Origin of the sequence: Samsonia erythrinae (assembly GCF_004342665.1) — a bacterium.
Taxonomy (GTDB): Bacteria; Pseudomonadota; Gammaproteobacteria; order Enterobacterales; family Enterobacteriaceae; genus Samsonia; species Samsonia erythrinae.
Genome location: NZ_SMBY01000003.1, coordinates 346,474 through 370,348 on the forward strand (window position 1 = coordinate 346,474; position 23,875 = coordinate 370,348).

22 protein-coding genes are annotated in these 23,875 nt (G+C 53.3%); 15 read left to right on the forward strand and 7 right to left on the reverse strand.

The window, feature by feature from the left end:
- Positions 1-90 precede the first annotated feature (90 nt).
- The 4 genes from vapB (at position 91) to ybcJ (ending at position 2,169) form a co-directional block, all read left to right on the forward strand.
- Positions 91-321 (forward strand): type II toxin-antitoxin system VapB family antitoxin, encoded by a 231-nt coding sequence (gene vapB, locus EDC54_RS08245; protein ID WP_132455036.1) that lies wholly within the window; start codon positions 91-93, stop codon positions 319-321.
- A complete protein-coding gene (gene vapC / locus EDC54_RS08250; RefSeq protein WP_132455038.1) occupies positions 321-725 on the forward strand; it encodes a type II toxin-antitoxin system tRNA(fMet)-specific endonuclease VapC in 405 nt (134 codons plus the stop codon). Before vapB ends, vapC begins: the two co-directional genes overlap by 1 nt.
- 332 nt (positions 726-1,057) lie before the next feature.
- Entirely contained in the window at positions 1,058-1,921 is an 864-nt protein-coding gene (gene folD, locus EDC54_RS08255) for a bifunctional methylenetetrahydrofolate dehydrogenase/methenyltetrahydrofolate cyclohydrolase FolD (RefSeq protein ID WP_132455040.1), read from the forward strand.
- Between the two features lie 35 nt (positions 1,922-1,956).
- On the forward strand, positions 1,957-2,169 hold the full coding sequence (gene ybcJ, locus EDC54_RS08260) for a ribosome-associated protein YbcJ (protein WP_132455042.1): 213 nt from the start codon (positions 1,957-1,959) through the stop codon (positions 2,167-2,169).
- A gap of 82 nt (positions 2,170-2,251) precedes the next feature.
- Here the strand turns inward: ybcJ and cysS are convergent, their stop codons facing one another.
- Both cysS and EDC54_RS08270 read right to left on the reverse strand, forming a co-directional pair.
- Positions 2,252-3,637 carry a cysteine--tRNA ligase gene (gene cysS / locus EDC54_RS08265; RefSeq protein WP_132455044.1) on the reverse strand — a complete coding sequence of 462 codons (1,386 nt, stop codon included), beginning with the start codon at positions 3,635-3,637 and terminating at the stop codon, positions 2,252-2,254.
- A gap of 291 nt (positions 3,638-3,928) precedes the next feature.
- The gene (locus EDC54_RS08270; RefSeq protein WP_132455046.1) at positions 3,929-4,351 is read right to left on the reverse strand and encodes a DoxX family protein; all 423 of its coding nucleotides are present in this window, start codon (positions 4,349-4,351) and stop codon (positions 3,929-3,931) included.
- 416 nt (positions 4,352-4,767) lie between these two features.
- Between EDC54_RS08270 and ppiB the strand changes: the two genes are divergently transcribed.
- The 6 genes from ppiB to EDC54_RS08300 all read left to right on the forward strand — a co-directional run bounded on the left by ppiB (position 4,768) and on the right by EDC54_RS08300 (position 10,948).
- On the forward strand, positions 4,768-5,262 hold the full coding sequence (gene ppiB / locus EDC54_RS08275; RefSeq protein WP_132455048.1) for a peptidylprolyl isomerase B: 495 nt from the start codon (positions 4,768-4,770) through the stop codon (positions 5,260-5,262).
- A 10-nt stretch (positions 5,263-5,272) separates the two neighbouring features.
- Complete coding sequence (gene lpxH / locus EDC54_RS08280) at positions 5,273-5,995, forward strand: UDP-2,3-diacylglucosamine diphosphatase (protein ID WP_132455050.1); 723 nt, start codon at positions 5,273-5,275, stop codon at positions 5,993-5,995.
- Between the two features lie 175 nt (positions 5,996-6,170).
- A complete protein-coding gene (gene purE / locus EDC54_RS08285) occupies positions 6,171-6,680 on the forward strand; it encodes a 5-(carboxyamino)imidazole ribonucleotide mutase (protein WP_132455052.1) in 510 nt (169 codons plus the stop codon).
- Complete coding sequence (purK, locus tag EDC54_RS08290; RefSeq protein ID WP_132455054.1) at positions 6,677-7,756, forward strand: 5-(carboxyamino)imidazole ribonucleotide synthase; 1,080 nt, start codon at positions 6,677-6,679, stop codon at positions 7,754-7,756. The genes purE and purK overlap by 4 nt, the downstream gene beginning before the upstream one ends.
- A 487-nt stretch (positions 7,757-8,243) precedes the next feature.
- Entirely contained in the window at positions 8,244-9,533 is a 1,290-nt protein-coding gene (locus tag EDC54_RS08295; RefSeq protein WP_132455056.1) for an HAAAP family serine/threonine permease, read from the forward strand.
- Positions 9,534-9,598: 65 nt separating this feature from the next.
- Positions 9,599-10,948, forward strand: a complete 1,350-nt coding sequence (locus EDC54_RS08300; RefSeq protein ID WP_132455058.1) for an L-serine ammonia-lyase — start codon at positions 9,599-9,601, stop codon at positions 10,946-10,948.
- A gap of 102 nt (positions 10,949-11,050) precedes the next feature.
- Here EDC54_RS08300 and EDC54_RS08305 read toward each other — a convergent pair whose 3' ends face one another.
- The 4 genes from EDC54_RS08305 to EDC54_RS08320 form a co-directional block, all read right to left on the reverse strand.
- A complete protein-coding gene (locus tag EDC54_RS08305; protein WP_132455060.1) occupies positions 11,051-11,488 on the reverse strand; it encodes a helix-turn-helix domain-containing protein in 438 nt (145 codons plus the stop codon).
- Between the two features lie 129 nt (positions 11,489-11,617).
- Positions 11,618-12,433, reverse strand: coding sequence for a phosphate ABC transporter ATP-binding protein PstB (pstB, locus tag EDC54_RS08310; protein ID WP_132455062.1), 816 nt, complete (start codon positions 12,431-12,433; stop codon positions 11,618-11,620).
- A gap of 13 nt (positions 12,434-12,446) precedes the next feature.
- Positions 12,447-14,093 carry a phosphate ABC transporter permease PstA gene (pstA, locus tag EDC54_RS08315; protein ID WP_132455064.1) on the reverse strand — a complete coding sequence of 549 codons (1,647 nt, stop codon included), beginning with the start codon at positions 14,091-14,093 and terminating at the stop codon, positions 12,447-12,449.
- The gene (locus EDC54_RS08320) at positions 14,090-16,258 is read right to left on the reverse strand and encodes an ABC transporter permease subunit (protein WP_132455066.1); all 2,169 of its coding nucleotides are present in this window, start codon (positions 16,256-16,258) and stop codon (positions 14,090-14,092) included. The genes pstA and EDC54_RS08320 overlap by 4 nt, the downstream gene beginning before the upstream one ends.
- A gap of 217 nt (positions 16,259-16,475) precedes the next feature.
- Here EDC54_RS08320 and ppk1 point away from each other — a divergent pair, with 217 nt between their 5' ends.
- From ppk1 to mgtE, 5 genes are all read left to right on the forward strand, one after another.
- A complete protein-coding gene (gene ppk1, locus EDC54_RS08325) occupies positions 16,476-18,548 on the forward strand; it encodes a polyphosphate kinase 1 (protein ID WP_132455068.1) in 2,073 nt (690 codons plus the stop codon).
- Positions 18,548-20,083, forward strand: coding sequence for an exopolyphosphatase (ppx, locus tag EDC54_RS08330; RefSeq protein WP_132455070.1), 1,536 nt, complete (start codon positions 18,548-18,550; stop codon positions 20,081-20,083). The genes ppk1 and ppx overlap by 1 nt, the downstream gene beginning before the upstream one ends.
- A 203-nt stretch (positions 20,084-20,286) precedes the next feature.
- A complete protein-coding gene (locus EDC54_RS08335) occupies positions 20,287-20,475 on the forward strand; it encodes a YjfB family protein (RefSeq protein ID WP_132455072.1) in 189 nt (62 codons plus the stop codon).
- 251 nt (positions 20,476-20,726) lie between these two features.
- Positions 20,727-20,942: a YfgG family protein gene (locus EDC54_RS08340; protein ID WP_132455074.1), complete on the forward strand. Its 216-nt coding sequence runs from the start codon at positions 20,727-20,729 to the stop codon at positions 20,940-20,942.
- Between the two features lie 240 nt (positions 20,943-21,182).
- Positions 21,183-22,643: a magnesium transporter gene (mgtE, locus tag EDC54_RS08345; protein ID WP_132455076.1), complete on the forward strand. Its 1,461-nt coding sequence runs from the start codon at positions 21,183-21,185 to the stop codon at positions 22,641-22,643.
- Positions 22,644-22,709: 66 nt separating this feature from the next.
- Here the strand turns inward: mgtE and galK are convergent, their stop codons facing one another.
- Positions 22,710-23,873: a galactokinase gene (gene galK / locus EDC54_RS08350; protein WP_132455078.1), complete on the reverse strand. Its 1,164-nt coding sequence runs from the start codon at positions 23,871-23,873 to the stop codon at positions 22,710-22,712.
- Between the last annotated feature and the right edge of the window lie 2 nt (positions 23,874-23,875).

Here is a 23,875-nt window from a genome sequence, read left to right on the forward strand (position 1 = left end):
ACCAATCATGTTACATAGGTATATCCCATTGACATATCCCATTGATAATCTATGCTATCGATAGCACAAAATTTATCCACGGAGGTTCCCATGGAGAAAACTACAGTATTTAAAAGCAATCGCAGCCAGGCGGTACGGCTCCCTAAAGCCGTTGCGCTGCCCGATGATGTTAAGCAGGTTGATATCGTTGCGATTGGTCGCACACGTATCATTACTCCAGCAGGCGAAAGCTGGGATAGTTGGTTCGAAGAGGATGGGGTAACGCCTGACTTCATGATCACCAGAGAGCAACCTGATGATCAGGTCAGGGAAGATTTCTGATGCTGAAATATCTGCTCGATACCAATATTTGTATTTACACCATCAAGAACAAACCGCAGGAAGTCAGGGACGCTTTCTATCGCCATTACGGGCAGTTTGCTATCAGTTCTATCACGCTGATGGAACTGATCTATGGTGCGGAGAAATCGGTAAACCCAGAAAAAAATCTCGCCGTGATTGAAGGGTTTTTTGCACGTCTGGAAGTTCAAAACTACGGTTTTGACGCCGCCGTACATACCGGCCAAATTCGTGCGGAACTGGCAAAACAAGGAACACCCATCGGCCCATATGATGCCATGCTAGCGGGTCATGCTCGGTCAGCAGGTTTGATACTGGTAACGAACAATGTGCGTGAATTTGAGCGTGTGCCTGGGCTACGTGTGGAAAACTGGGTCAGTCGATAAGCTGTGAATTCGCTGCTTTCAGTCAACCAGACTCTACCGACAGTACCTGGCTACAGTTAGACACCATCCGAATTCAGGATAACGCTTACCTGATCGGCGGCCCCCTCTCCTACCTTTTCACCTGCACGCGTTATTGAATACTCCGCGCCTTTTGTTTTCATCGCTTCGGTCCGGTTGAAGCATGCGGGATTTCTCTCCTCCCACAGCGAAGAAAACGGCTTAAATCCCCCGGTTAAACAATTAATGTTGACACAATGCCTGACAGCACACGCCGCTTCTGACAAAATAGCGGCCATCTCCCCTATTCTTAATATTGATGGGTCGCATCTCAGATGGCAGCAAAGATTATTGATGGTAAAACGATTGCGCAGCAGGTTAAAGATGAAGTTGCCGCACGGGTAAAACAGCGTTTGGCAGAAGGAAAACGAGCGCCAGGTCTCGCCGTCGTGCTGGTAGGCGACAATCCGGCATCCCAAATTTATGTCGCCAGCAAGCGTAAAGTCTGTGAAGAAGTCGGCTTTATTTCCCGCTCCTATGATTTACCCGCCACCACGACCGAATCGGCGCTGCTGGCGCTTATCGACGAACTCAACGCCGACCAGACGATTGACGGTATTCTGGTACAGCTTCCTCTTCCTGAGGGCATTGATAATACGAAGGTGATCGAACGCATCGCCGCAGATAAAGACGTTGATGGCTTCCATCCTTATAACGTCGGTCGCCTGTGTCAGCGCGCGCCATTGCTGCGCGCCTGTACGCCGCGCGGCATCATCACGCTGCTGGAGCGTTACAATATCGAAACCTTCGGGCTGAATGCCGTCGTAGTCGGCGCGTCGAATATTGTTGGTCGTCCGATGAGTCTGGAACTGCTGCTGGCAGGCTGCACCACGACCGTTACGCACCGTTTCACCAAAAATCTGCGCCACCATATTGAAAACGCCGATCTGCTGGTTGTCGCGGTCGGTAAACCGGGCTTTATTCCCGGTGAATGGATTAAACCGGGCGCAATTGTGCTGGATGTCGGCATCAACCGTCTGGAAAGCGGAAAAGTCGTTGGCGATGTGGAATTTGAAACGGCACAGGAAAGAGCGTCTTACATCAGCCCCGTGCCGGGCGGCGTCGGCCCGATGACCGTTGCCACGCTGATTCAAAACACGCTACAGGCGTGTGAAGAGTATCATGACCGCGCTGAATAATTCGGCGGAGTTCACACACAGATAAACAGGAAATTATGACAACGTTTCATCTTGAAAAACATCCGCACGTTGAACTGTGCGACCTCTTAAAGCTGATGGGCTGGAGCGAAAGCGGAGCCGCAGCCAAACTGGCTATCGCCGCGGGCGACGTCACCGTTGACGGCCACACGGAAACCCGAAAACGCTGTAAAATCGTCGAGGGCCAAACCGTCCGGTTCAACGGCGAAACCGTAAGCGTCGCCCGCTAATCCTGAAGTTTTAATCAGGTCGACAAAAAAGCCCGCGATTAACATCGACGGGCTTTTCATTTATTGAATATTGAACGAGAAATTATTTGCGACGCCAGATCGTTCCCTGCGCGCCGTCTTCCAGCACGATCCCCATTTCATTTAACCGATCGCGCGCCCGATCCGCGAGCGCCCAGTCCTTCGCCGCTCGCGCATCTTTACGTTGTTGGATTAACGCTTCAATTTCTTTCACGTCCTCGTCATCCACCTTCGCCCCTTGTTGCAGGAACTGTTCAGGATCCTGCTCCAAAAGCCCCAATACGCCAGACAAGTTACGCAACGCCGATGCCAGTTGATTCGCCGCCTGCATGTCTTCCACTTTCAGGCGGTTAACTTCACGCGCCATATCAAACAACACCGAGTAAGCTTCCGGCGTGTTGAAATCATCATCCATCGCTTCGCGAAAGCGCGCCTCAAACTCATCACCGCCCAGCGCTTCAACGCTGGGGTCAGTACCGCGCAGCGCGGTATACAGTCGCTCTAACGCCGCACGCGCCTGCTTCAGGTTCTCTTCGCTGTAATTCAGTTGGCTGCGGTAATGACCGGACATCAGGAAATAACGCACGGTTTCCGGATCGTAGTACGCCAGCACATCGCGCACGGTGAAAAAATTGTTGAGCGATTTCGACATTTTTTCACGATCGACCATCACCATGCCAGAGTGCATCCAGTAATTCACATACTCGCCGCCATGCGCGCAGCGGGACTGGGCAATTTCATTTTCGTGGTGCGGAAACATCAAATCGGAACCACCGCCGTGAATATCAAAATGTTCTCCCAACTGTTTGCAGTTCATCGCGGAACATTCGATGTGCCACCCAGGGCGACCGTCCCCCCACGGAGAAGGCCAGTGAGGCTCGCCGGGTTTGGACATTTTCCACAACACAAAGTCCATCGGGTTGCGTTTCACCTCGGTAATTTCAACGCGCGCGCCGGCCTGAAGCTGTTCCAGATCCTGACGCGACAACACGCCGTAACCCGGCGCGGTATCGACAGAGAACATGACATCGCCGTTACTCGCGACATAGGCGTGGCGACGGGCGATCAGCGTTTCCACCATTTCGATGATATCCGCGATATGGTGCGTCGCCCGCGGCTCCTCATCCGGGCGAAGAATATTCAGCGCATCAAAATCGGCATGCATTTCCGCGATCATGCGGGTCGTCAGCTGCTCGCTGGTTTCCCCATTTTCGGCGGCGCGTTTAATAATTTTATCGTCAATATCAGTAACATTACGCACATATTTCAGTGAATATCCCAGATACCGTAAATACCGAGCCACCACATCAAACGCCACGAAGGTACGTCCGTGACCGATATGACACAGGTCATACACGGTAATACCACAAACATACATTCCCACCTGACCGGCGTGGATAGGTTTAAATTCCTCTTTTTGACGACTCAGCGTATTAAAAATCTTTAGCATCAGGGCGTTCCATTGTTTGCACAAAAATAGCGTTCACAAGAATGGGCTTCACAAAAATTGCGTTCACAACGATCATTGCGTTCACAACAATAGTGTTCACACGGTAGGTCAATCACATTCGCTGTCAGCGTCAGTAACATCAATATATCAGGGGTTATCCCCTTACGGCGTATTGAAACCCGAAGACCATTGTATTGCAAGGCGAAGAAGAAGGCATCAGCGAGAAAGGCGCAAAAAAATGGCCCGGGTTTCCCGAGCCATTCACTACATAAATACGTTTTACAATCGCAATTAACGCCAACTCGGGTTAGACATGACCGAGTATTTTCCGCTGCCGAGCAGTGCAATGGCCAATCCGGCGAAGAAGAAGACGGCTGCGCTTTCAACGGCCAATGCACCGGTTTTTTCCAGCGCCAGGAAATCACCGCCGTGGGCCAATGAAGCAGCGGCGAGCATGGTAAAAGAGAAGATCAACGCCGATGGACGTGTCAGAATCCCGAGGATCATCAGAATCGGGGTGATCACCTCGCCGATATAGACGCCATAACCAACAAAAGCAGGAATTCCCGCCGAAGTCAGCATGCCTTCAATCCCGCTAATTCCTCCATGTACCTTGTGCCAGCCGTGAAACAACATCAAAACGCTGAAAGAGACTCGCAGCAGTAATTTGCCGAAGTCGGGCCTATCTAATACTCGATTAAAACTATCCAGCATGGTTCACCTATCCATTTCGTGATATGAGGGAATACGAATCACTCTCAGATTAATCTTAGCCGCAAAAAAAGAATACGTTGACGACTCAAAACATTGATCCAGTGCAACAAAAATATCATTCAAATGAATGAACTATCAAATCGATATTTCATCAATTTATTTTTTTTCAAAAGTCCGTATTGCCCGATCAACACACTGTCGCACAATTTTCATCCCCTCACTGATATGGGCATAGCGGAGTGGTATACGCGTTGAGCGTTTTCGTCGCATCGCGAAAGCAGGCAAACGGGCAACCGCGCGAAAGATAAAGGTCATACTGACTCGCTCAGCCAGTTATGCTATAACAGCGCTCTTGTTGTTCATTCACCAATGTGAACAGCACTCTTAATCACTAAGGCTATCTAGGGTTCATTATTATGATCACGCTTCATACCAACCACGGCGATATCGTTATTAATACGTTTGCAGACAAAGCGCCGGTTACCGTAGAAAATTTTCTGAACTATTGCCGCAGCGGTTTTTATGACAACACAATTTTCCACCGTGTGATCAATGGGTTTATGATTCAGGGCGGCGGCTTTGCGCCCGGCATGGTACAAAAAGAAACCAACGCGCCAATCAAAAATGAAGCCAGCAACGGCCTGAAAAACACCCGTGGAACATTGGCAATGGCTCGCACCAACGACCCACATTCCGCAACGGCTCAGTTCTTTATCAACGTTGTCGATAACGACTTTCTGAATTTCCGTTCAGAGCGTGCTGATGGCTGGGGCTATTGCGTCTTTGCCGAAGTGACCGAAGGCATGGACATCGTTGATAAAATCAAAGGCGTGGCGACCGGCCGTAGCGGTATGCATCAGGACGTACCGAAAGAAGATGTGGTGATCACCCACGTCACTGTCAGCGAATAATCCCGTCTGCATGGCAACGCTGTTCATTGCCGATCTGCATTTAAGCCTTCATGAACCGGCGATAACCGCCGGTTTTCTGCGTTTTTTGCGCCATGAAGCTGTCCACGCAGACGCGCTGTATATCCTTGGCGACCTGTTCGACGCCTGGATTGGCGACGATGATCCCCAACCGCTGCATGCGACTGTCGCCGCTGAAGTGTATAAACTGCATCAGCGCGGCGTTCCCTGCTATTTCGTACACGGCAACCGCGATTTCCTGCTTGGCAAACGCTTCGCCGATGAAAGCGCAATGACGCTATTGCCGACGGAAACCGTGCTCGACCTCTATGGTCAGAAAATCCTTATTTTGCACGGTGATACGCTGTGTACTGACGATCACGCCTATCAAAAGTTCCGCCGACGGGTACACAACCCGTTCATTCAGCGACTGTTTTTACGCTTACCTTTATCTCTGCGCGTGAAGATCGCGAACAAGATGCGTGCGGCCAGTCAGCAGGCTAACCAGCAAAAAACGCAGCAGATTATGGATGTGAATCCGGAAAAGGTGCGCGAACGTCTGCGGCACCATCAGGTAAACACCCTGATCCACGGTCATACGCATCGTCCGGCCATCCACCAGATCGACCTTGACGGCGCCCACGCCCGCCGCGCCGTTCTGGGCGCCTGGCATCAGGCGGGCTCGATGATTAAGGTCACACCACAAAATATCGAATTGATCGCCTTCCCCTTTTAATCGCGCCCCGCCATTGACGCTGCCACATCACCGTAACGAAGGGAGATTTCCGCCCACGCAACCGTTTTCCTCAACATAATGGCATGGTATGCTCTACGCCCTCAACGTCAGACCCTCTCTATCTGGCCGATGCGAACGCATCACGAACACGTAAAATCACAGGAGCATTACAGGCATGTCATCCAACGTTGCCCCGGCTAAAATCGCCATCGTCATGGGTTCAAAGAGTGACTGGGCCACTATGCAGTTTGCGGCGGAAATCCTCACTACGCTGCGCATCCCTTTTCATACTGAAGTCGTTTCCGCCCATCGGACGCCGGACAAACTGTTCAGCTTCGCCGAGAGCGCGGCGCAAAACGGCTTTGATGTGATCATTGCTGGCGCAGGCGGCGCGGCGCACCTGCCGGGGATGCTGGCGGCGAAAACGCTGGTTCCTGTACTGGGCGTGCCCGTACAAAGCGCCGCGCTGAGTGGTGTAGACAGCCTGTACTCCATCGTCCAGATGCCAAGAGGCATCCCGGTCGGCACGCTGGCGATCGGCAAAGCCGGTGCGGCCAATGCGGCACTGCTGGCGGCGCAAATCCTCGCGCTGCATGATGACGCCATTGCCACTCGTCTGACCGACTGGCGTCAGGCCCAAACTGAGGATGTGCTGTCTCATCCCGATCCGCGGGAGGAGGTATGAAACCGGTTTGTGTATTAGGCAATGGTCAGCTAGGCAGAATGATGCGTCAGGCTGGCGAACCGTTGGGCATTGCGGTTTATCCCGTGGGGCTGGATGCCGAACCTGAATCCGTTCCGTTTCATAACAGCGTAATTACCGCAGAAATCGAACGCTGGCCGGAAACCGCCCTCACCCGCGAGTTAGCCGATCACGCGGCGTTTGTAAACCGCGATATTTTCCCGCGTCTGGCCGATCGTCTGACGCAAAAACAGCTGCTGGATTCGCTGAATCTGGCGACAGCCCCCTGGCAACTGCTGGCAAGAGCAGACGAATGGCCGCACGTTTTTGCCTCATTCGGTGAATTAGCCATCGTTAAACGCCGGGTCGGTGGTTACGACGGCCGTGGACAATGGCGTTTGCGTAATGGTGAACAGCAAACGCTCCCCGCAGAGTGCTACGGCGAGTGTATCGTTGAGCAGGGAATTCACTTTTCCGGTGAAGTGTCATTGGTTGGCGCACGCAATGCGCACGGAAAATGCGTGTTCTACCCGCTAACGCATAACCTGCATCAGGATGGCATTTTGCGCGCCAGCGTCGCGCTCCCTCAACCTGAAGCAACGTTGCAACAGCAGGCGGAGCATATGCTGTCGACGATCATGAATACGCTGAACTATGTCGGCGTCATGGCGATGGAATGCTTTATTGTCGGCGATCGCCTGCTCATTAATGAACTGGCGCCTCGCGTGCACAACAGCGGTCACTGGACGCAAAATGGGGCGTCGATTAGCCAGTTTGAACTTCACCTGCGCGCCATCCTGGATCTGCCGCTACCGGCGCCTATCGTCGAGGCTCCAGCGGTGATGGTGAATCTGATCGGCACTGACGTGAATACCGACTGGCTGGCGCTACCGCTGATCCACCTGCACTGGTATGAGAAAGAGGTTCGCTCGGGTCGTAAAGTCGGTCATCTCAATCTCACGTCTGCAACGATCTCGCAGCTACAGCACACTTTGCAGGCCCTGACGCCGCTCTTACCGGCTGAATATCACAGCGGTCTGGCATGGGCAGCAGAAAAACTCGTCAGTGAACGAAGCTGATCCGCTCTCCGGCAGGCTACGGCCTGCCGTCCCTGTGCGACGCCGCGACAATAGATAACCGCCAGCGAGCGGCCTGCTCCGGACACCGAATTATTTCACGTATAAGCGTGACACCAGAAAAATAGCGTTTATTATTCCAGCTCCGTTCATTTTATTTTCGGTTTATTTTTCATCACAGATGAAATTAAAAAAAGCATCAACAAAGATCCGTTACAAATATTTAAAATAAAGTATCAAGTTTGATATTTTATTTCCCCCTGGCTTTTATTAAAATATTCCCCGTCAATTCATTTATGTGATCGCTTCAATATTATTCGCTGACCACCACGATATAGAATGCCGCCACAAAACAGTATTGACCTTTCGACATAATTAGCACTATGTCTTGTTTGTTTTTTAATCTGTGTAACGGCAGGTTGCCGTTAGTGTGATTTTTATACCCCAGCGTGACGGGTATTAATGTGTTCACCGAGGAGAAACCAATAAAATGAGCACAATTCATGACAGCAGTCAGGTGTTAGAGCAAACATCAAGCTGGCGTAAAAGCGATACCGTCTGGATGCTGGGCCTTTACGGCACGGCTATTGGCGCTGGCGTATTATTCCTCCCCATCAATGCGGGAATCGGTGGGTTAATTCCATTAATCATCATGGCAATCATTGCCTTTCCCATGACCTATTATTCTCACCGCGCGCTATGCCGTTTTGTGTTGTCCGGTAAAAAGAGCGGTGAAGATATTACCGGAGTCGTTGAAGAACATTTCGGCGTTGGCGCCGGTAATTTAATCACTTTGCTTTATTTTTTCGCTATTTATCCCATTCTATTGGTTTATAGCGTCGCCATTACCAATACCGTAGATAGCTTTATTACTCACCAGTTGAATTTGCCTTCTCCGCCGCGCGCTGTGCTGTCATTAATATTAATCCTCGGGTTGATGTTTATTGTTCGTTTCGGCGAAGTCATGATTGTTAAAGCCATGAGCATTCTTGTTTATCCTTTTGTTGCTGTGTTAATGCTGCTGGCGCTTTATTTAATTCCCAACTGGAATACTTCTGTTTTTGAAAACATTTCTTTAAGTTCCAGCATCACCGGTAACGGCCTGTTGACTACGTTATGGCTGGCGATTCCGGTGATGGTTTTCTCATTCAACCATTCGCCGATCATCTCCTCTTTTGCCGTCGCCAAACGTAAAGAATATGGCGATAACGCAGAGAAGAAATGTTCTCGCATCCTGTCTTACAGCCACATAATGATGGTGCTGACGGTGATGTTCTTCGTTTTCAGCTGTGTACTGAGCCTGTCTCCGGCTGAACTGATGGAAGCCAAATCACAGAACATTTCTATCCTGTCTTATCTGGCGAACCATTTTAACAATCCGGTTATCGGCTATCTGGCCCCCGTTATTGCGACCATCGCGATCTCTAAATCGTTTCTGGGCCACTATCTGGGCGCCGGCGAAGGTTTTAACGGCATGCTCGTAAAAGCCCTGCGCAGCAGAGGAAAAACCCTTTCCGACACCAAATTGAACCGTATCACGACATTATTCATGCTGGTCACCACCTGGATTGTCGCAACCAAAAACCCCAGCATTCTGGGCATGATTGAAACATTAGGCGGCCCGATTATCGCATGCCTGCTGTTCCTGATGCCGATGTACGCCATCCAGAAAGTTCCCGCGATGAAAAAATACAGCGGCCACATCAGTAACGTCTTTGTCACGCTTATGGGGCTGATCGCGATTTCCGCCATCATTTACAGCCTGCGCGATCTGCTGTAAGCCCTCGACACTCATTTAACGCCAGTACGTTATTAACGGCTGGCGTTTTTTTTAAGGAAATCGCAATGGTCAGCGTATTCGATATCTTCAAAATCGGCATCGGCCCGTCCAGCTCGCATACCGTGGGGCCAATGAAAGCAGGGAAAATGTTCACCGACGATCTGGTGAATCACGGCTTCATCTCATCGGTCACGCAGATTGTCGTTGATATTTACGGTTCGCTGTCGCTGACCGGAAAAGGCCATCATACCGATATCGCCATTATTATGGGGTTAGCGGGTAACCTGCCGGAAAGCGTGGATATCGATAGCATCCCGGCATTTATTCAGCAGGTGAAAGACACCCAGCGGCTCCCGCTGCTCGACGGACAGTATGACGTGAGCTTCCCGCTGGCGACGGCCCTGCGTTTTCAGTCAGAAAACCTGCCGCTGCATGAAAACGGCATGACCCTTCGCGCCTATCGCCAGCAAGAGCTAATTTACAGCAAAACGTATTACTCTATCGGCGGCGGATTTGTCGTCGATCAGGAAAATTTCGCTAAGACCACTATGACGGAAGAAAGCGTGCCCTACCCGTATTTCTCCGCCCAAAAGCTGCTACAGCACTGCCGCGACAACTGCCTGTCGTTATCCGCGATTGTCCTGAAAAATGAGATTGCCCTGCACGGTCGTGAAGCCATTGAACACTATTTTGCCGATGTGTGGAAAACGATGCAGGAGTGTATACATCGCGGAATGAATACCGAAGGCGTGCTGCCCGGCCCACTGCGCGTTCCTCGTCGGGCGTCGGCACTGCATCGCCTGCTGTTCATCAATGACCGTTTTTCTCACGACCCGATGGATGCGATGGACTGGGTGAACATGTTCGCGATGGCGGTATCGGAAGAAAACGCCGCGGGCGGGCGCGTGGTTACCGCACCGACTAACGGCGCGTGCGGCATCATTCCCGCCGTGCTGGCCTACTACGACCACTATGTTCAGCCAGTGACGCCGGAGTCTTATCTACGTTATTTTCTGGCCTCCGGCGCTATCGGCATGCTCTACAAAATGAACGCGTCTATTTCCGGCGCGGAAGTGGGCTGTCAGGGCGAAGTCGGCGTTGCCTGTTCAATGGCGGCCGCAGGGCTGGCGGAGCTGCTCGGCGCCAACCCGGAGCAGGTGTGCATCGCAGCGGAGATCGGTATGGAACACAATCTGGGGTTGACGTGCGATCCGGTGGCTGGTCAGGTTCAGGTGCCATGCATTGAACGTAACGCCATCGCCTCCGTGAAGGCCATCAACGCGGCGAGAATGGCGATGCGTCGCGCCAGCGAGCCACGCGTGTCGTTGGATAAAGTCATTGAAACCATGTATGAAACGGGCAAAGACATGAATGCCAAGTATCGTGAAACGTCGCGCGGGGGTCTGGCGATTTAAAGTCGTCCTGTGCGAATAGTCTCCTCGTCACCCTGCAAGCGGTTTATGTACGGCGGCCCAGATCCGTCTGGCCGGCTAATGGGGCTGAACGCACATTAGCCTTTATTTTTTCTCGCCTTCCGGCACCGACCAGACAATGTTGTTTTCAGCCGCCGCAATGTACCAGTCAACGGTACTGTTGACCGGCTTTTTGATATTTTCATGCGGGGTGAGCGTTTTGCCGGAGAAAGCCGCCGCTTTCTTTCTGATACGCAACGGCGTCTGTTTTTTCTCTCCGCTGATTTGCGCGTGGAAGGACTCCACGCCGGCATCAAAAAGCACGCCTTCAAGCTGATGCAAGCGGTTTAATCCGCGTAATATTGAAAGCAGGCTGCTGAGTGTGATGGATCCGCCCATTTCGGCGCGTTTGATCGTTGCAATTCCCAATCCTGCCCGCTCTGCGAGATCAACCTGTGATAAACGCTGCTGGATTCTGGCGTCTTTTATTCTCCGACAAAGCTCGGTAATAATTTCGCCCTCGTTCATGGTATTGAATCTCATCTTACCCGCCACCTGCCTGAGTCATAAAACTGCGCGCAGTTTATCACCAATTTGTCAAATGGCACGGATAATTGATGAACGGTATCCATAATCTTTTGGGGGATTTTAAACGCGTCGGTTTGCAGCCTGTTAGCCAAAGCGCCCGGTAATATAATCTTCCGTGCGCCGCTGGACGGGCGCAGTAAAAAGATCGTCCGTGCGGTTGTATTCGATCAACGTTCCCTGATTAATGAAGGCGGTGTAATCCGACACACGGGCAGCCTGTTGCATATTGTGCGTCACCAGCACCAGCGTAAAGTGCTGCTTTAGCGAACCCATCAGTTCTTCAATAATCAGCGTTGAAATCGGGTCGAGCGCTGAAGTCGGCTCATCTAACAGCAAGACTTCCGGCTCAATCGCAATAGCGCGGGCGATCACCAGTCGCTGTTGTTGCCCGCTGGACAGCGTGAGCGCATTGTCGCTCAGCCGATCCTTTACCTCATGCCAGAGCGCCGCGGCCCGCAACGCCCGCTCAACGGTATCATCCAGAAAACGCCGATCGCGCAGTCCCTGCAACCGCAGGCCATAAATCACGTTTTCATAGATCGACTTGGGAAACGGGTTCGGACGTTGAAAGACCATGCCCACCCGGCGACGTAACATCGCGACATCCAACTGCGGGTCGTTAATCCGCATGCCATGCAGCCAGATATCGCCCTCCGTGCGGCAGCCATCCACCAGATCGTTCATGCGATTAAAACAGCGCAGTAAGGTCGATTTGCCGCAGCCGGAAGGACCAATCAATGCCGTCACCTGATTTTTGGGAATGCGAATCGAAATATCATTCAACGCCTGTTTACCACTATAGAACAGATTCAGATGCTCCACGGTTAACGCGCTCTGCTCATCACTCAGATGATGAACATCAGGCAGCAGCGCCATCGCATTCTGTGTCATAAAGCCCATAACTTCATCCTACCTAGAGTGACAACGAACGATATTTTTCACGTAAAACATGCCGGATCCCAATGGCCGCGAGGTTCAGCCCGACCACGATCAGCACCAGCAGCAGCGCGGTGATATAGACCAGCGGCCTCGCCGCTTCCACATCCGGGCTCTGGAAAGCCAAATCGTAGATCTGGAATCCCAGATGCATAAATTTCCGCTCCAGATGCAAGTAGGGGAAGATATCATCAACCGGCAACACCGGCACCGATTTCACCACGCCAACCAGCATCAGCGGAGCCGTTTCCCCTGCCGCACGCGCCACGGCGAGGATCAGACCGGTCATCATCGCGGGAACGGCCATCGGGATCACCACGTGCCACAGCGTTTCAGCCTTGGTTGCCCCCAGCGCCAGTGAACCGTCACGCACCGACTGGGGAATACGCGACAGCCCCTCCTCCGTTGCTACGATCACCACCGGCAGCGTCAGCAAGGCCAGCGTCAGCGATGCCCACAGCAGCCCCGGCGTTCCAAATGTCGGGTTAGGCAGCGCCTCAGAATAGAACAGCTGGTCCAACGTGCCGCCAATCAGATAGACAAAAAAGCCTAGCCCAAATACGCCGTAAACGATTGATGGCACGCCGGCCAGATTGACCACCGCGATCCGCACCCAGCGCGTTAAGCTATTTTTTCCTGCATATTCATGTAAGTAGATCGCTGCGACGACGCCCAGCGGCATCACAATGATGGACATCAGCACCACCATCAACACCGTGCCGAAAATGGCCGGAAACAGCTGACCTGCGCTGTTGTTGTCCGGCGAGTAATGCACCAGCATGTGCTTCGCCTGATTGCCCCATTGGCCGATCTTTTCCCATAGATTCATGGTATTGGGAAACCAGGCCTGTTCAATATCCCTGAGTGGAATAAGATGGATAGCGCCATTCGCATCCCGCAGTTGCACCGTATCGCGGTTGATCTCCTGATTCAGTGCGGTCAACTGGTGCGAAAGCCCGTCAAACTGGCGCTGTAGCTCAATACGTTCTGCCTGAAGCCGCGCCAGCGCCTGATTATCCAGCGTATTGGTCAACCGCCGTTTTTTTTCCTCCAGCCGCAGCGCTTCAAACTGCTGGTTGATTTTTGCCATCTCCCCCATGCGGATCGCCTGCGCCATCGCCAGCAACGCCTGCACCTGCTCTACGCGATGATGCAGCGTTGCCGGTAAATCCGCCGCCACCAGTGGCTGCTCCCCTTCCATCATCCCGGCCAGATAGCCATAAGCCGTGCCATTGTTCATTCGCTTTAGCACCAGAATGTCGGCGGGTTTCTCAATGCGGGCTATATCACGAGACAGCAGTACGCGAAAGCTCTGTCCATGTATCTCACGCTGACCAATCTTGACCAGATAACGCGTTTCCGTCTGCGCCGGCGCAGCCGCTAAACCGGCCTGTTCCAACTGCTGCGGAGAAAGCGTCTGCTCGGCATAAATTTCACCCAGCACCGCACGCTGCACGCCGTTCTCTGGCTGCAACGTCATCAGCCACACGGGTTGAGGCCACAGGTAACGCATTCCCTGCCCGACCAACAGCGCGGTAATCGCCAACATCGCCAGCAGGCTGATAGAAATTGATGATGCCGTCAGCCACACCCAGGGTTTTCCCGAACCGAACCAACGCTTCACGCATTTTCTCCTTCATCACGATAGCGCCGGCGTAAACGCTGCCGGATAGCTTCGGCCAGCGTGTTCACGGCAAACGTGAAAACAAACAGCGTCAATGCCGTTAGAAACAGAACCCGATAGTGGCCGCTGTTTGTCACCGCCTCCGGCATTTCAATCGCAATATTTGCCGCCAGCGAACGCAATCCCTGAAGCAGTCCCTCATCCATAATCGGCGTATTGCCCGTCGCCATGAGCACAATCATGGTTTCCCCTACGGCGCGGCCAAAGCTCAGCATCAGCGCGGCGAAAATCCCGGCGCTGGCGGACGGCAGAACAACGCGCCACAACGTTTGCCACGCTGTCGCGCCCAGCGCCAGCGACCCCTCGCTTAAGCGCGCAGGAACGCTGAACAGGGCGTCTTCCGCCAGCGAAAAAATCAGCGGGATCAGCGCAAAACCGAGCGCGACGCCCGCAACCAAGGTATTGCGCTGCACGAAATCATCGCCCAGCCACTGGTATAACGGTTGCCCCAGAATCCCTATCTCGATGTACGGCGCCATCCAACAGGCCGCCAGCCAGGTCAGAAAAACCACGGGAAGAAGAAACAGCGCGTCCCATCCCGCCGGGAAACGGGCGCGCCAATGCGCGGGCAAACGCTGCGCCAGCCAACCGCAGCCGAGTACGGCCAACACCCATAATATCGGCATCGCCAGAATAGCGGAAAGATAGGTCGCAAAGTGCGGCGCCAGCCAGATGGCCGCAATCAGCCCGACCACCACCGTCGGCAGCGCCCCCATAATTTCTAACGTGGGTTTAATCCAGCGCCGCAGGGCCGGAGACATAAAACAGGCCGTGTAAACCGCCGCGGACAGCGCCAGCGGCGTGGCAAACAGCATCGCGTAGATCGCGGCTTTCAGCGTGCCTAACATCAGCGGCATCATACTGAATTTTGTCTGATAGCTATCATCGGCAGACGTTGATTGCCAGATGTACGCCGGTTCAGGATAATTTTCATACCACAGTTTCTGCCACAGCCCGCGCCAGCCGATATCCGGATAGGGATTATCGACCCGATAGCGATGCCACCCTTGCGCCGTCTCAATCAATAGGGCCTGACCTCGCGCCGAAAGCGCCAGCCCCTGCGCACGCGCCGGCACATTTTGCGTCAGTAGCGCCTGCGACTGCTTACTGGCAAACAGCGACAGCTTGCCCTGCGCGTTCAGCGTGGCAAACACCCGCCGCTGCGCTTCGGTCGCCAACAGTACGGACTCGCCAGCGATATGTTCAAACCGACGAATTTCCGTCAGCGTCGCTCCGTCGTCTCCCGGCACCTCAAACCATTGACTGATCTGTCCGTCAGCCGCCTGCACCAGCAGGGACCGCCCGCCGGACAAGAGCGCCAGATGCAGCGGCTCAGCCAGTTGCAGTTGCCGTTTTTCCCGCAACGTCAGCGCCGCCCCATCCACCTGCCACTGCATCAGTTCACCGCCGCTGAGCAAATAGAGTTGTTGTCCGTCCGGCGTCAACAACAGTTGTTGAACGGCGTTGTCGCTAAGCGCAACGCGTGCCCGCACCCGGAGGCCATTGGCATCAATATCGGCAACGATCAAGGTATTTTCCTGCCCGATAGCCGCCACCACGAGATGTTGTTCCCCGACGGAGGCAATCGCCAGATGGCGCAACGGCTGCGTGGGCAGCCCAAGTGAATATGTCTGTTCACCGAACGGATACGACCAGTCAAAAGAAAGATGTTCCTTATGCGAGATGACGGGTTGTACAAATCGCAACCGGCCATCGGGCTGATTTAAGGCATAAACCGGCCATTCTCCAGCGCTTTGCGCCAGCAGACTCAGGGTGGGAACCAGTTGTACTCGCGACACTGGCTGGTTTTTTATGAAAGGAATAAACTCACCGTAGCCCTGGTTGTCAATGCGAAACCCGATTTGCCCATCGTCGCTAATGCCGAGTGCCGATGCCGATACCGCGCTATGGCGTTGAACCGTTTTCTGACCATTGACGCTGGGGGAGAGGAACAGCGGCGTAACCACATACAGCAGATAGAAAAAAATTAATAACAGCGTAGCCAGCACCAGCAGTCCACTGCCGGCGACAACGCGGTGCGTCAAACGATCGACCCGCGCTCGCCGACGATCCCGATACTGTAATGTGTTGCCTGTTTTTACCATTATTCTCGCCGTTAGGGTGAAGCCGCCTGAGTAATGTCATTAAGGTGATGCGGGGAACCTATGTTGCCTTTACACCCACAATATGACAATGGTAAGTCTGTCTATGGATTAGATTTTATCGTCATTAACACGCCATAATGTTGTTGTACCCTATTTGGAAAGCAGTCGGGTATGAATATTGGATGAACCTTCAAAACACGAGTTTAGCGGAGTGACAATGGGTCAGGACAAACTCTACATAGAGAAAGAATTAAGTTGGTTATCCTTTAATGAGCGAGTACTTCAGGAAGCAGCAGATAAGAGCAATCCGTTAATCGAACGCATGCGCTTTCTCGGTATTTACTCCAGCAACCTTGATGAGTTTTATAAAGTCCGTTTTGCCGATCTGAAAAGACGCATTCTGATTAATGAAGAGCAAGGTTTAGACGGCAATCTGCGGCACCTTTTGGGTAAGATTCAGGCACGCGTGCTAAAAACCGATCAGATATTCGACAGCCTGTACAACGAATTGCTGTTAGAGATGGCGCGTAACCAGATTTTCCTCGTCAATGAACGTCAGGTTTCCCCCAATCAGCAAGAGTGGCTGCGGGAGTACTTCCGGCAATATCTGCGTCCGCACATCACGCCCATTCTCATCTTTAACGAAACCAATCTGGTCGAGTTCCTGAAGGATGATTATACCTACCTTGCGGTCGAAATTATTCGTGGCGATAACATCAGCTACGCGCTGCTGGAAATCCCATCGGATAAAGTTCCCCGGTTCGTCAATCTGCCGGCGGAAGCGCCCCGACGGCGTAAGACCATGATCCTCATTGATAATATTCTGCGCTACTGTCTGAATGATATTTTCAAGGGCTTCTTTGATTATGACGCGCTGAACGCCTACTCAATGAAGATGACGCGTGATGCGGAATACGATCTGGTCACGGAAATGGAGTCCAGCCTGCTGGAACTGATGTCTTCCAGCCTGAAGCAGCGCCTCACCGCCGAGCCGGTAAGATTTGTCTATCAGCGCGATATGCCGGACGCGATGGTAGCCATGCTACAGGAAAAACTGGGCATCTCTTCCTATGACTCCGTCATCCCCGGCGGTCGTTATCATAATTTCAAAGACTTTATTTCCTTCCCGAATGTTGGGCGCGCCAATCTGGTTAACAAACCGCTGCCCCGGCTGCGCCACAGCTGGTTCAGCCATTTTCGCAACGGGTTTGACGCCATCCGCGAGCGCGATGTTCTCCTCTATTACCCGTACCACACATTTGAACACGTGCTGGAACTGCTGCGTCAGGCCTCGTTCGACCCCAATGTGTTGTCCATCAAAATCAATATTTATCGCGTCGCCAAAGACTCGCGCATTATTAATTCCATGATCCATGCCGCACACAACGGTAAGAAAGTGACGGTGGTGGTCGAGCTACAGGCGCGTTTTGACGAAGAAGCGAATATTCACTGGGCCAAGCGTCTGACGGAAGCGGGCGTGCACGTAATTTTCTCCGTACCGGGTTTGAAAATTCACGCCAAGCTGTTCCTGATTTCGCGCCGGGAAGGGGAAAATATTGTGCGTTACGCACACATCGGCACCGGGAATTTCAACGAAAAAACCGCTCGTCTGTATACGGACTACTCGCTCATCACCGCTGACGAACGCATCACCAATGAAGTCCGCCGCGTCTTCAACTTCATTGAAAATCCCTACCGTCCGGTCAGTTTCGAGTACCTGCTCGTGTCGCCGCAAAACTCACGCGATAAGCTTTATCAACTGATTGACAACGAGATCGAAAACGCGCTGGCGAACCGTGATGCAGGCATTACGCTGAAAGTTAATAATCTGGTGGATAAAGGGCTGGTAGAAAGGCTGTATCGGGCCTCCGGCGCGGGCGTAAAAATTAACCTGCTGGTGCGCGGCATGTGTTCACTCATCCCCAACCTGACGGGGATTAGCGAGAATATTCAGGTGATCAGCATTCTTGACCGCTATCTGGAACACGATCGTGTGTATGTCTTCCACAACGGCGGCGACAAAAAAGTCTACCTGTCTTCCGCAGATTGGATGACGCGCAACATTGACTATCGCATTGAAGTCGCTGCGGAAATACTGGATCCCATATTGAAAAACCGCGTGCTGGAAACGCTGGATATCCTGTTCAGCGATACGGTGAAAGCCCGCGTCATTGATAAAGAATTGAGTAACCGCTATGTATCACGCGGCAACCGGCGTAAAGTACGCGCGCAAAATGCCATCTATGATTACATCAAGGCGCTGGAGCAACCTGGAGAAAAGCCTGAATAATGCCATTAACAAACAATGAAAAGCATGAGGTGAAACCGCAAGAGTTCGCCGCGATCGACTTAGGTTCCAATAGTTTTCACATGGTTATCGCGCGCGTGGTCAACGGGGCGCTTCAGGTACTGAGTCGTTTAAAACAGCGGGTGCATCTGGCCGACGGGTTGGACAATAAAAACAGGCTCAGCGAAGAGGCCATCGAACGCGGCCTGAACTGTCTGGCGCTGTTTGCCGAACGTTTGCAGGGCTTTCCCGCCATGAATGTCTCCATCGTCGGGACGCATGCGCTGCGTCAGGCGACCAACGCGCAGGCGTTTCTGAGCCGTGCGGCGGATATCATCCCATACCCGATTGAGATCATCTCAGGGCATGAAGAGGCCCGTCTGATTTTTATGGGCGTAGAGCACACGCAGCCGGAAAAAGGCCGCAAGCTGGTGATCGACATTGGCGGAGGCTCCACCGAACTGGTTATCGGTGAAGATTTCGAACCGATACTGGTGGAAAGCCGCCGCATGGGATGCGTCAGTTTCGCACAGCAGTTTTTCCCCAACGGGGAAATCAGCGAGGCCAACTTCAAACGCGCCCGACTGGCTGCCGTGCAAAAGCTGGAAACGCTGTCCTGGGAATATCGCATCTATGGCTGGGAATTCGCGCTCGGTGCGTCCGGCACCATCAAATCCGCCCATGAAATTCTGGTGGCGATGGGAGAAAAAGACGGTCTGATCACCCCTGAACGGCTGGAAATGCTGCGCCAGCAAATCTTACAGTTTAAGAACTTCAAGTCGCTGAGCCTGCCGGGCCTGTCCGAAGACAGGCAGTCGGTGCTGGTGCCCGGTCTGGCGATTCTGTGTGGCGTCTTTGATGCGCTGGCGATCAAAGCGCTACGCCTGTCCGACGGCGCGCTGCGTGAAGGCGTGCTGTACGAAATGGAAGGCCGTTTCCGCCATCAGGATATTCGGATCCGCACCGCGCAAAGTCTGGCCAGCCACTACAATATCGACCGCGAACAGGCTCGCCGCGTGCGCGAGACAACGCAACGGCTGTATACGCAGTGGGCGGAACAAAACCCGCATCTGGTTCATCCGCAAATCGAGGCCATCGTAAACTGGGCTTCCATGCTGCATGAAGTCGGGCTGGGCATTAACCATAGCGGCATGCATCGCCATTCCGCCTATATTCTGCAAAATACCAATCTGCCCGGTTTCAATCAGGAACAACAGTTGGTGCTGTCGCTGATTGTGCGGCTGCATCGTAAGGCGATCAAGCTGGAAGAATTGCCGCGTCTGAACCTGTTCAAAAAGAAACAGTATTTGCCGATGGTGCAGCTGCTGCGTCTTGCCGCCTTGCTCAATAATCAGCGGCAGGCCACCACCACGCCGGAAACGCTCCGGCTGCATACGGATGACAACCATTGGACGCTGACGTTTCCTTACGACTTTTTTACCCATAACACGCTGGTGCAATTGGATTTGGAACGGGAACAGGCTTATTGGCAGGAGGTTACTGGCTGGAAGTTAATCATTCAGGAAGAAAAGGCCTGATAACTGCCGGACGGCGCCTGCACCGCGCCGTCGCTACGCCGCGTCCCGCGTTTCAGTCAGGTTAACATAAAGTTTACAGCGATGACGCCGATACCAAAATGAGGGTTGGTGAGCATTTTTTGCCAACATCAGCCTCCTCAATGGTAAGGCGCGCTTCCTTTCCATATCCGATATGAATCCAACTCAGCGTGAAGGAGAGAAAAATGGATGTATCACAGATTGCATCGCTCGCGACCGACCTCAGCAACCTACGCACCAGCAATGAGGCCAATACGCTGGTGATGAAAAAATCGCTCGACAATCAAGAAGCCCTTATTTCCGGCATCTTACAGGCATTACCCCCTTTGCCTGCAAACCCGTCCATCGGACGTAATATCAATACCACGGCATAACACCGCCGTCAGGCTTCAAACGGCATAGCGTTGTGTAAACGCGACTCGAATGTAGTATTGAAGCCCCCCAAGGCAGCCCGTTCTTCGATTGACGGGCAGGTTGCCTTGTCCACTGAATGCCATTCCTGAACGCCTGACGCGGGCAACGCAGCTCGGCCATCATCTTTTTCGCCCGGACAGATTGACCTCCCCTTATCCTTATGCCTAAATAAATAGCAGCGAATGTTCGCTTTCACAGAGGTTTTCGCGTCATGTCTACACTTATCCAAAAACGACGATTGTCGATACGCTCACGACGAAGTGGTTCCCGCATTGCCCGCACCGTTTTGATGATCAGCTTCATTATTCTTTTAGGCCGCTTTGCTTACTCCACGCTCACTGCATTTGCCCATCATCAGGACAAACAGCAGCAACGCGTTGAACAATCCTTTCTTCCTCCCAGCGTACACATTCATCAGAAAGAGTAGCAGCCCGCCTCTGAACGCTTATATTCCATTCATTTTCAGCAGGTCATTGCCACCGTTTTTCCGTGCCTGTTATTCCCTGCTTACGTCTCATTTTACCCCCTGCCTGTTCGGTATTCATTGCGCCCGATAAATGCCGCCTAACCTTTCAGACCCTGATTGGCCGTGAATCCTATTCTTAATCGACTGATTTTGCGCTACGTTTAATAAAATACGGATAAAAACAGATCGAGCATCAACACCATGTCGAGCGTAAAAAAACTTACCGACCTTCGGCGTCGTATTTCTCTTCTATTACTGGAAAACAAGGCGCTGGTTGAAGAGATTATCCAGCGACCTTTCCACACGACGGCCCCCGGGGATGCGACGTTACGAGACAAAACCACGCTGCGCGATAAGCGTCTCCTGCTCGAACAAACCGCCGAAATCCGCGAGCATATTATCAGGCTGCATGCCGCCGACGTGGCCGATTTGCTGGAGTCGCTGCCGCAGGATGAGCGTCTGGCGCTCTGGCGACTCGTTCCGGTAGAAAAACGTGGTCACGTCCTGATCGAAGCTTCCGATAGCATTTCCGATAGTCTGATCGACGATATGCAGGATAAGGAAATTCTGCGGGCGGTGCGTTTGCTGGATGTAGACGACCAGGCCCAGCTTTCGCGGCTTCTCCCACGCCATCTGCTGGGGAGAATACTCACGTCGCTTGAGCCGAAGCAGCGTGCCCAGCTGCGCGCCGCCATCAATTATGATGAAGACTGCATTGGCCACATGATGGACTTCAAAATCATCACCGTGCGTGCCGATGTCACGCTGGCAGCCGTACAGCGCTATCTGCGCTACCGCAAGGTCATCCCCGAATCAACCGACAAATTGTTCGTCACCGACCGCAAAAACACGCTAATCGGCGAATTGTCACTCGCCAGCATTTTGCTCCACCCGCCCCTCGCGCGGGTGGCAGACATCATGGAAGCGCAGCCGTTAAGCTTTCAGCCTGAAGATAAAGTCGAAGAGGCCGCCGGCGCCTTTGAACGCTATGACTTGATCTCCAGCGCGGTGGTCGACAGCAAAGGGAAGCTCATGGGACGCCTGACCATTGAAGATATCGTCGATGTCGTCAATAGAGAAAGCGACAGCAACCTGCGACGTTCCGGGGGTTTGACGCCGTCAGAAGACGTCTATGCCCCGGTGTACAAATCGGTGCGTAACCGCTGGACATGGCTGGCCGTCAATCTGTGTACGGCGCTGATCGCTTCGCGCGTTATCGGCCTGTTTGAGCACACGCTGTCCCATCTGGTGGCGCTGGCGACGCTCATGCCGATTGTCGCCGGGATTGGCGGGAATACCGGTAATCAGACGATCACTATGATTGTGCGCGCGCTGGCGCTGCATCAGTTGGAGCATGGCAATAAGCGGTATCTGTTGCTCAAAGAGTTGGGCGTGGCGCTGGTGAACGGCGTGATATGGGGCGCGGTCATGGGGCTGGTAACCTTCCTGCTCTACGGCAACCCGGCCATGGGCGGCGTCATGATGCTGGCGATTTTGCTGAATTTGTTACTCGCCGCATTGATGGGCGTGGCGATCCCGCTGGCCATGATGAAGCTGGGGCGCGATCCTGCTATCGGATCCAGCGTGATGATTACGGCGATCACCGACACCGGCGGCTTCTTTATTTTTCTTGGACTGGCGACGCTGTTTTTGCTGCCCTGAGATCCTGACAATATCAAAAGGGCCTTAACCATTGCGCCCTTTTCGCCGGTGATTTTCGGCGAACGCTCAGCGCAATCGGCCTGCGCCGTCGGACGCCCGGCACAGGTAGATAGACGGTTGAAGCCCGGTACGCGCCGGGTATTCTCGAACTATCGCCTGTTTTACCTCTTCCGTCAGCGCGGAGGGGATCAGGGCGACAATGCAGCCGCCGAAACCGCCGCCGGTCATGCGCACGCCCCCCTGCGCACCGACACGTTCCTGAATCAGCGCCACCAGCGCATCAATCGGCGGCACGGTAATGTCAAAATCCTCCCGCATGGAAACCTGAGATTCCGCCATCAGCGTAAATAACCGACGGGCATCCTGACGCGCCAGCGCATCGGCCGCATCCAGTGTGCGGCTGTTCTCGGTAATCACGTGCCGCGCACGGCGCACCACGACCGGATCCAGCTCCGCCGCTCCCGCTTCAAGCTGCGGCAGTGAAACATCGCGCAACGCCTTGACATTGAAATGACGTGCAGCCGCTTCACACTGTTGGCGACGTGCATTGTATTCGCTGTCCACCAAACCACGGCGCACGTTGGAATTTACAATCAGTAAATCCACATCGGCGAGCATCCGTACAGATCGGCTCGCCAGAGAGCGGCAATCAATCAGCATCGCATGACCGGCCTGCCCCTGCGCCGAAATATACTGATCCATAATGCCGCAGCGGCAACCGACAAAATCGTTTTCCGCACGCTGGCCGTTTAACGCAATATCCAACTGGCTGATGTTCAGGCCGTTTAACTCTTTGAACGTTTGTCCGATCGCCACTTCCAGCGAAGCCGACGAACTCAGCCCGGCGCCAGAGGGAACGTTGCCGGCAATCACCATGTCCATTCCGCTAAGCGGCAGGCCGCGCGCCAGCAGGAACTTTACGGTTCCCCGGACATAGTTAGCCCAGATAAGCGTCGGATGAGGCGCAATCTCCCCGGCAAGGTCGAATTCATCCTGCTGATTGTCATAATCCACCGCGATCGCCCGTATTTTGCCATCCTGACGCACAGCCGCGCTCACGACCGTGTGGTAATCGATCGCACAGGGTAAAACAAAGCCATCGTTATAATCCGTGTGTTCACCAATCAGGTTAACCCGACCGGGAGCCTGAATCGCGGCGTGTGGCGCATAACCCAACAAACGTCTGAAAACAGACTCGGTGACTTGACGCAGAGACTCCATCCGGGACATAA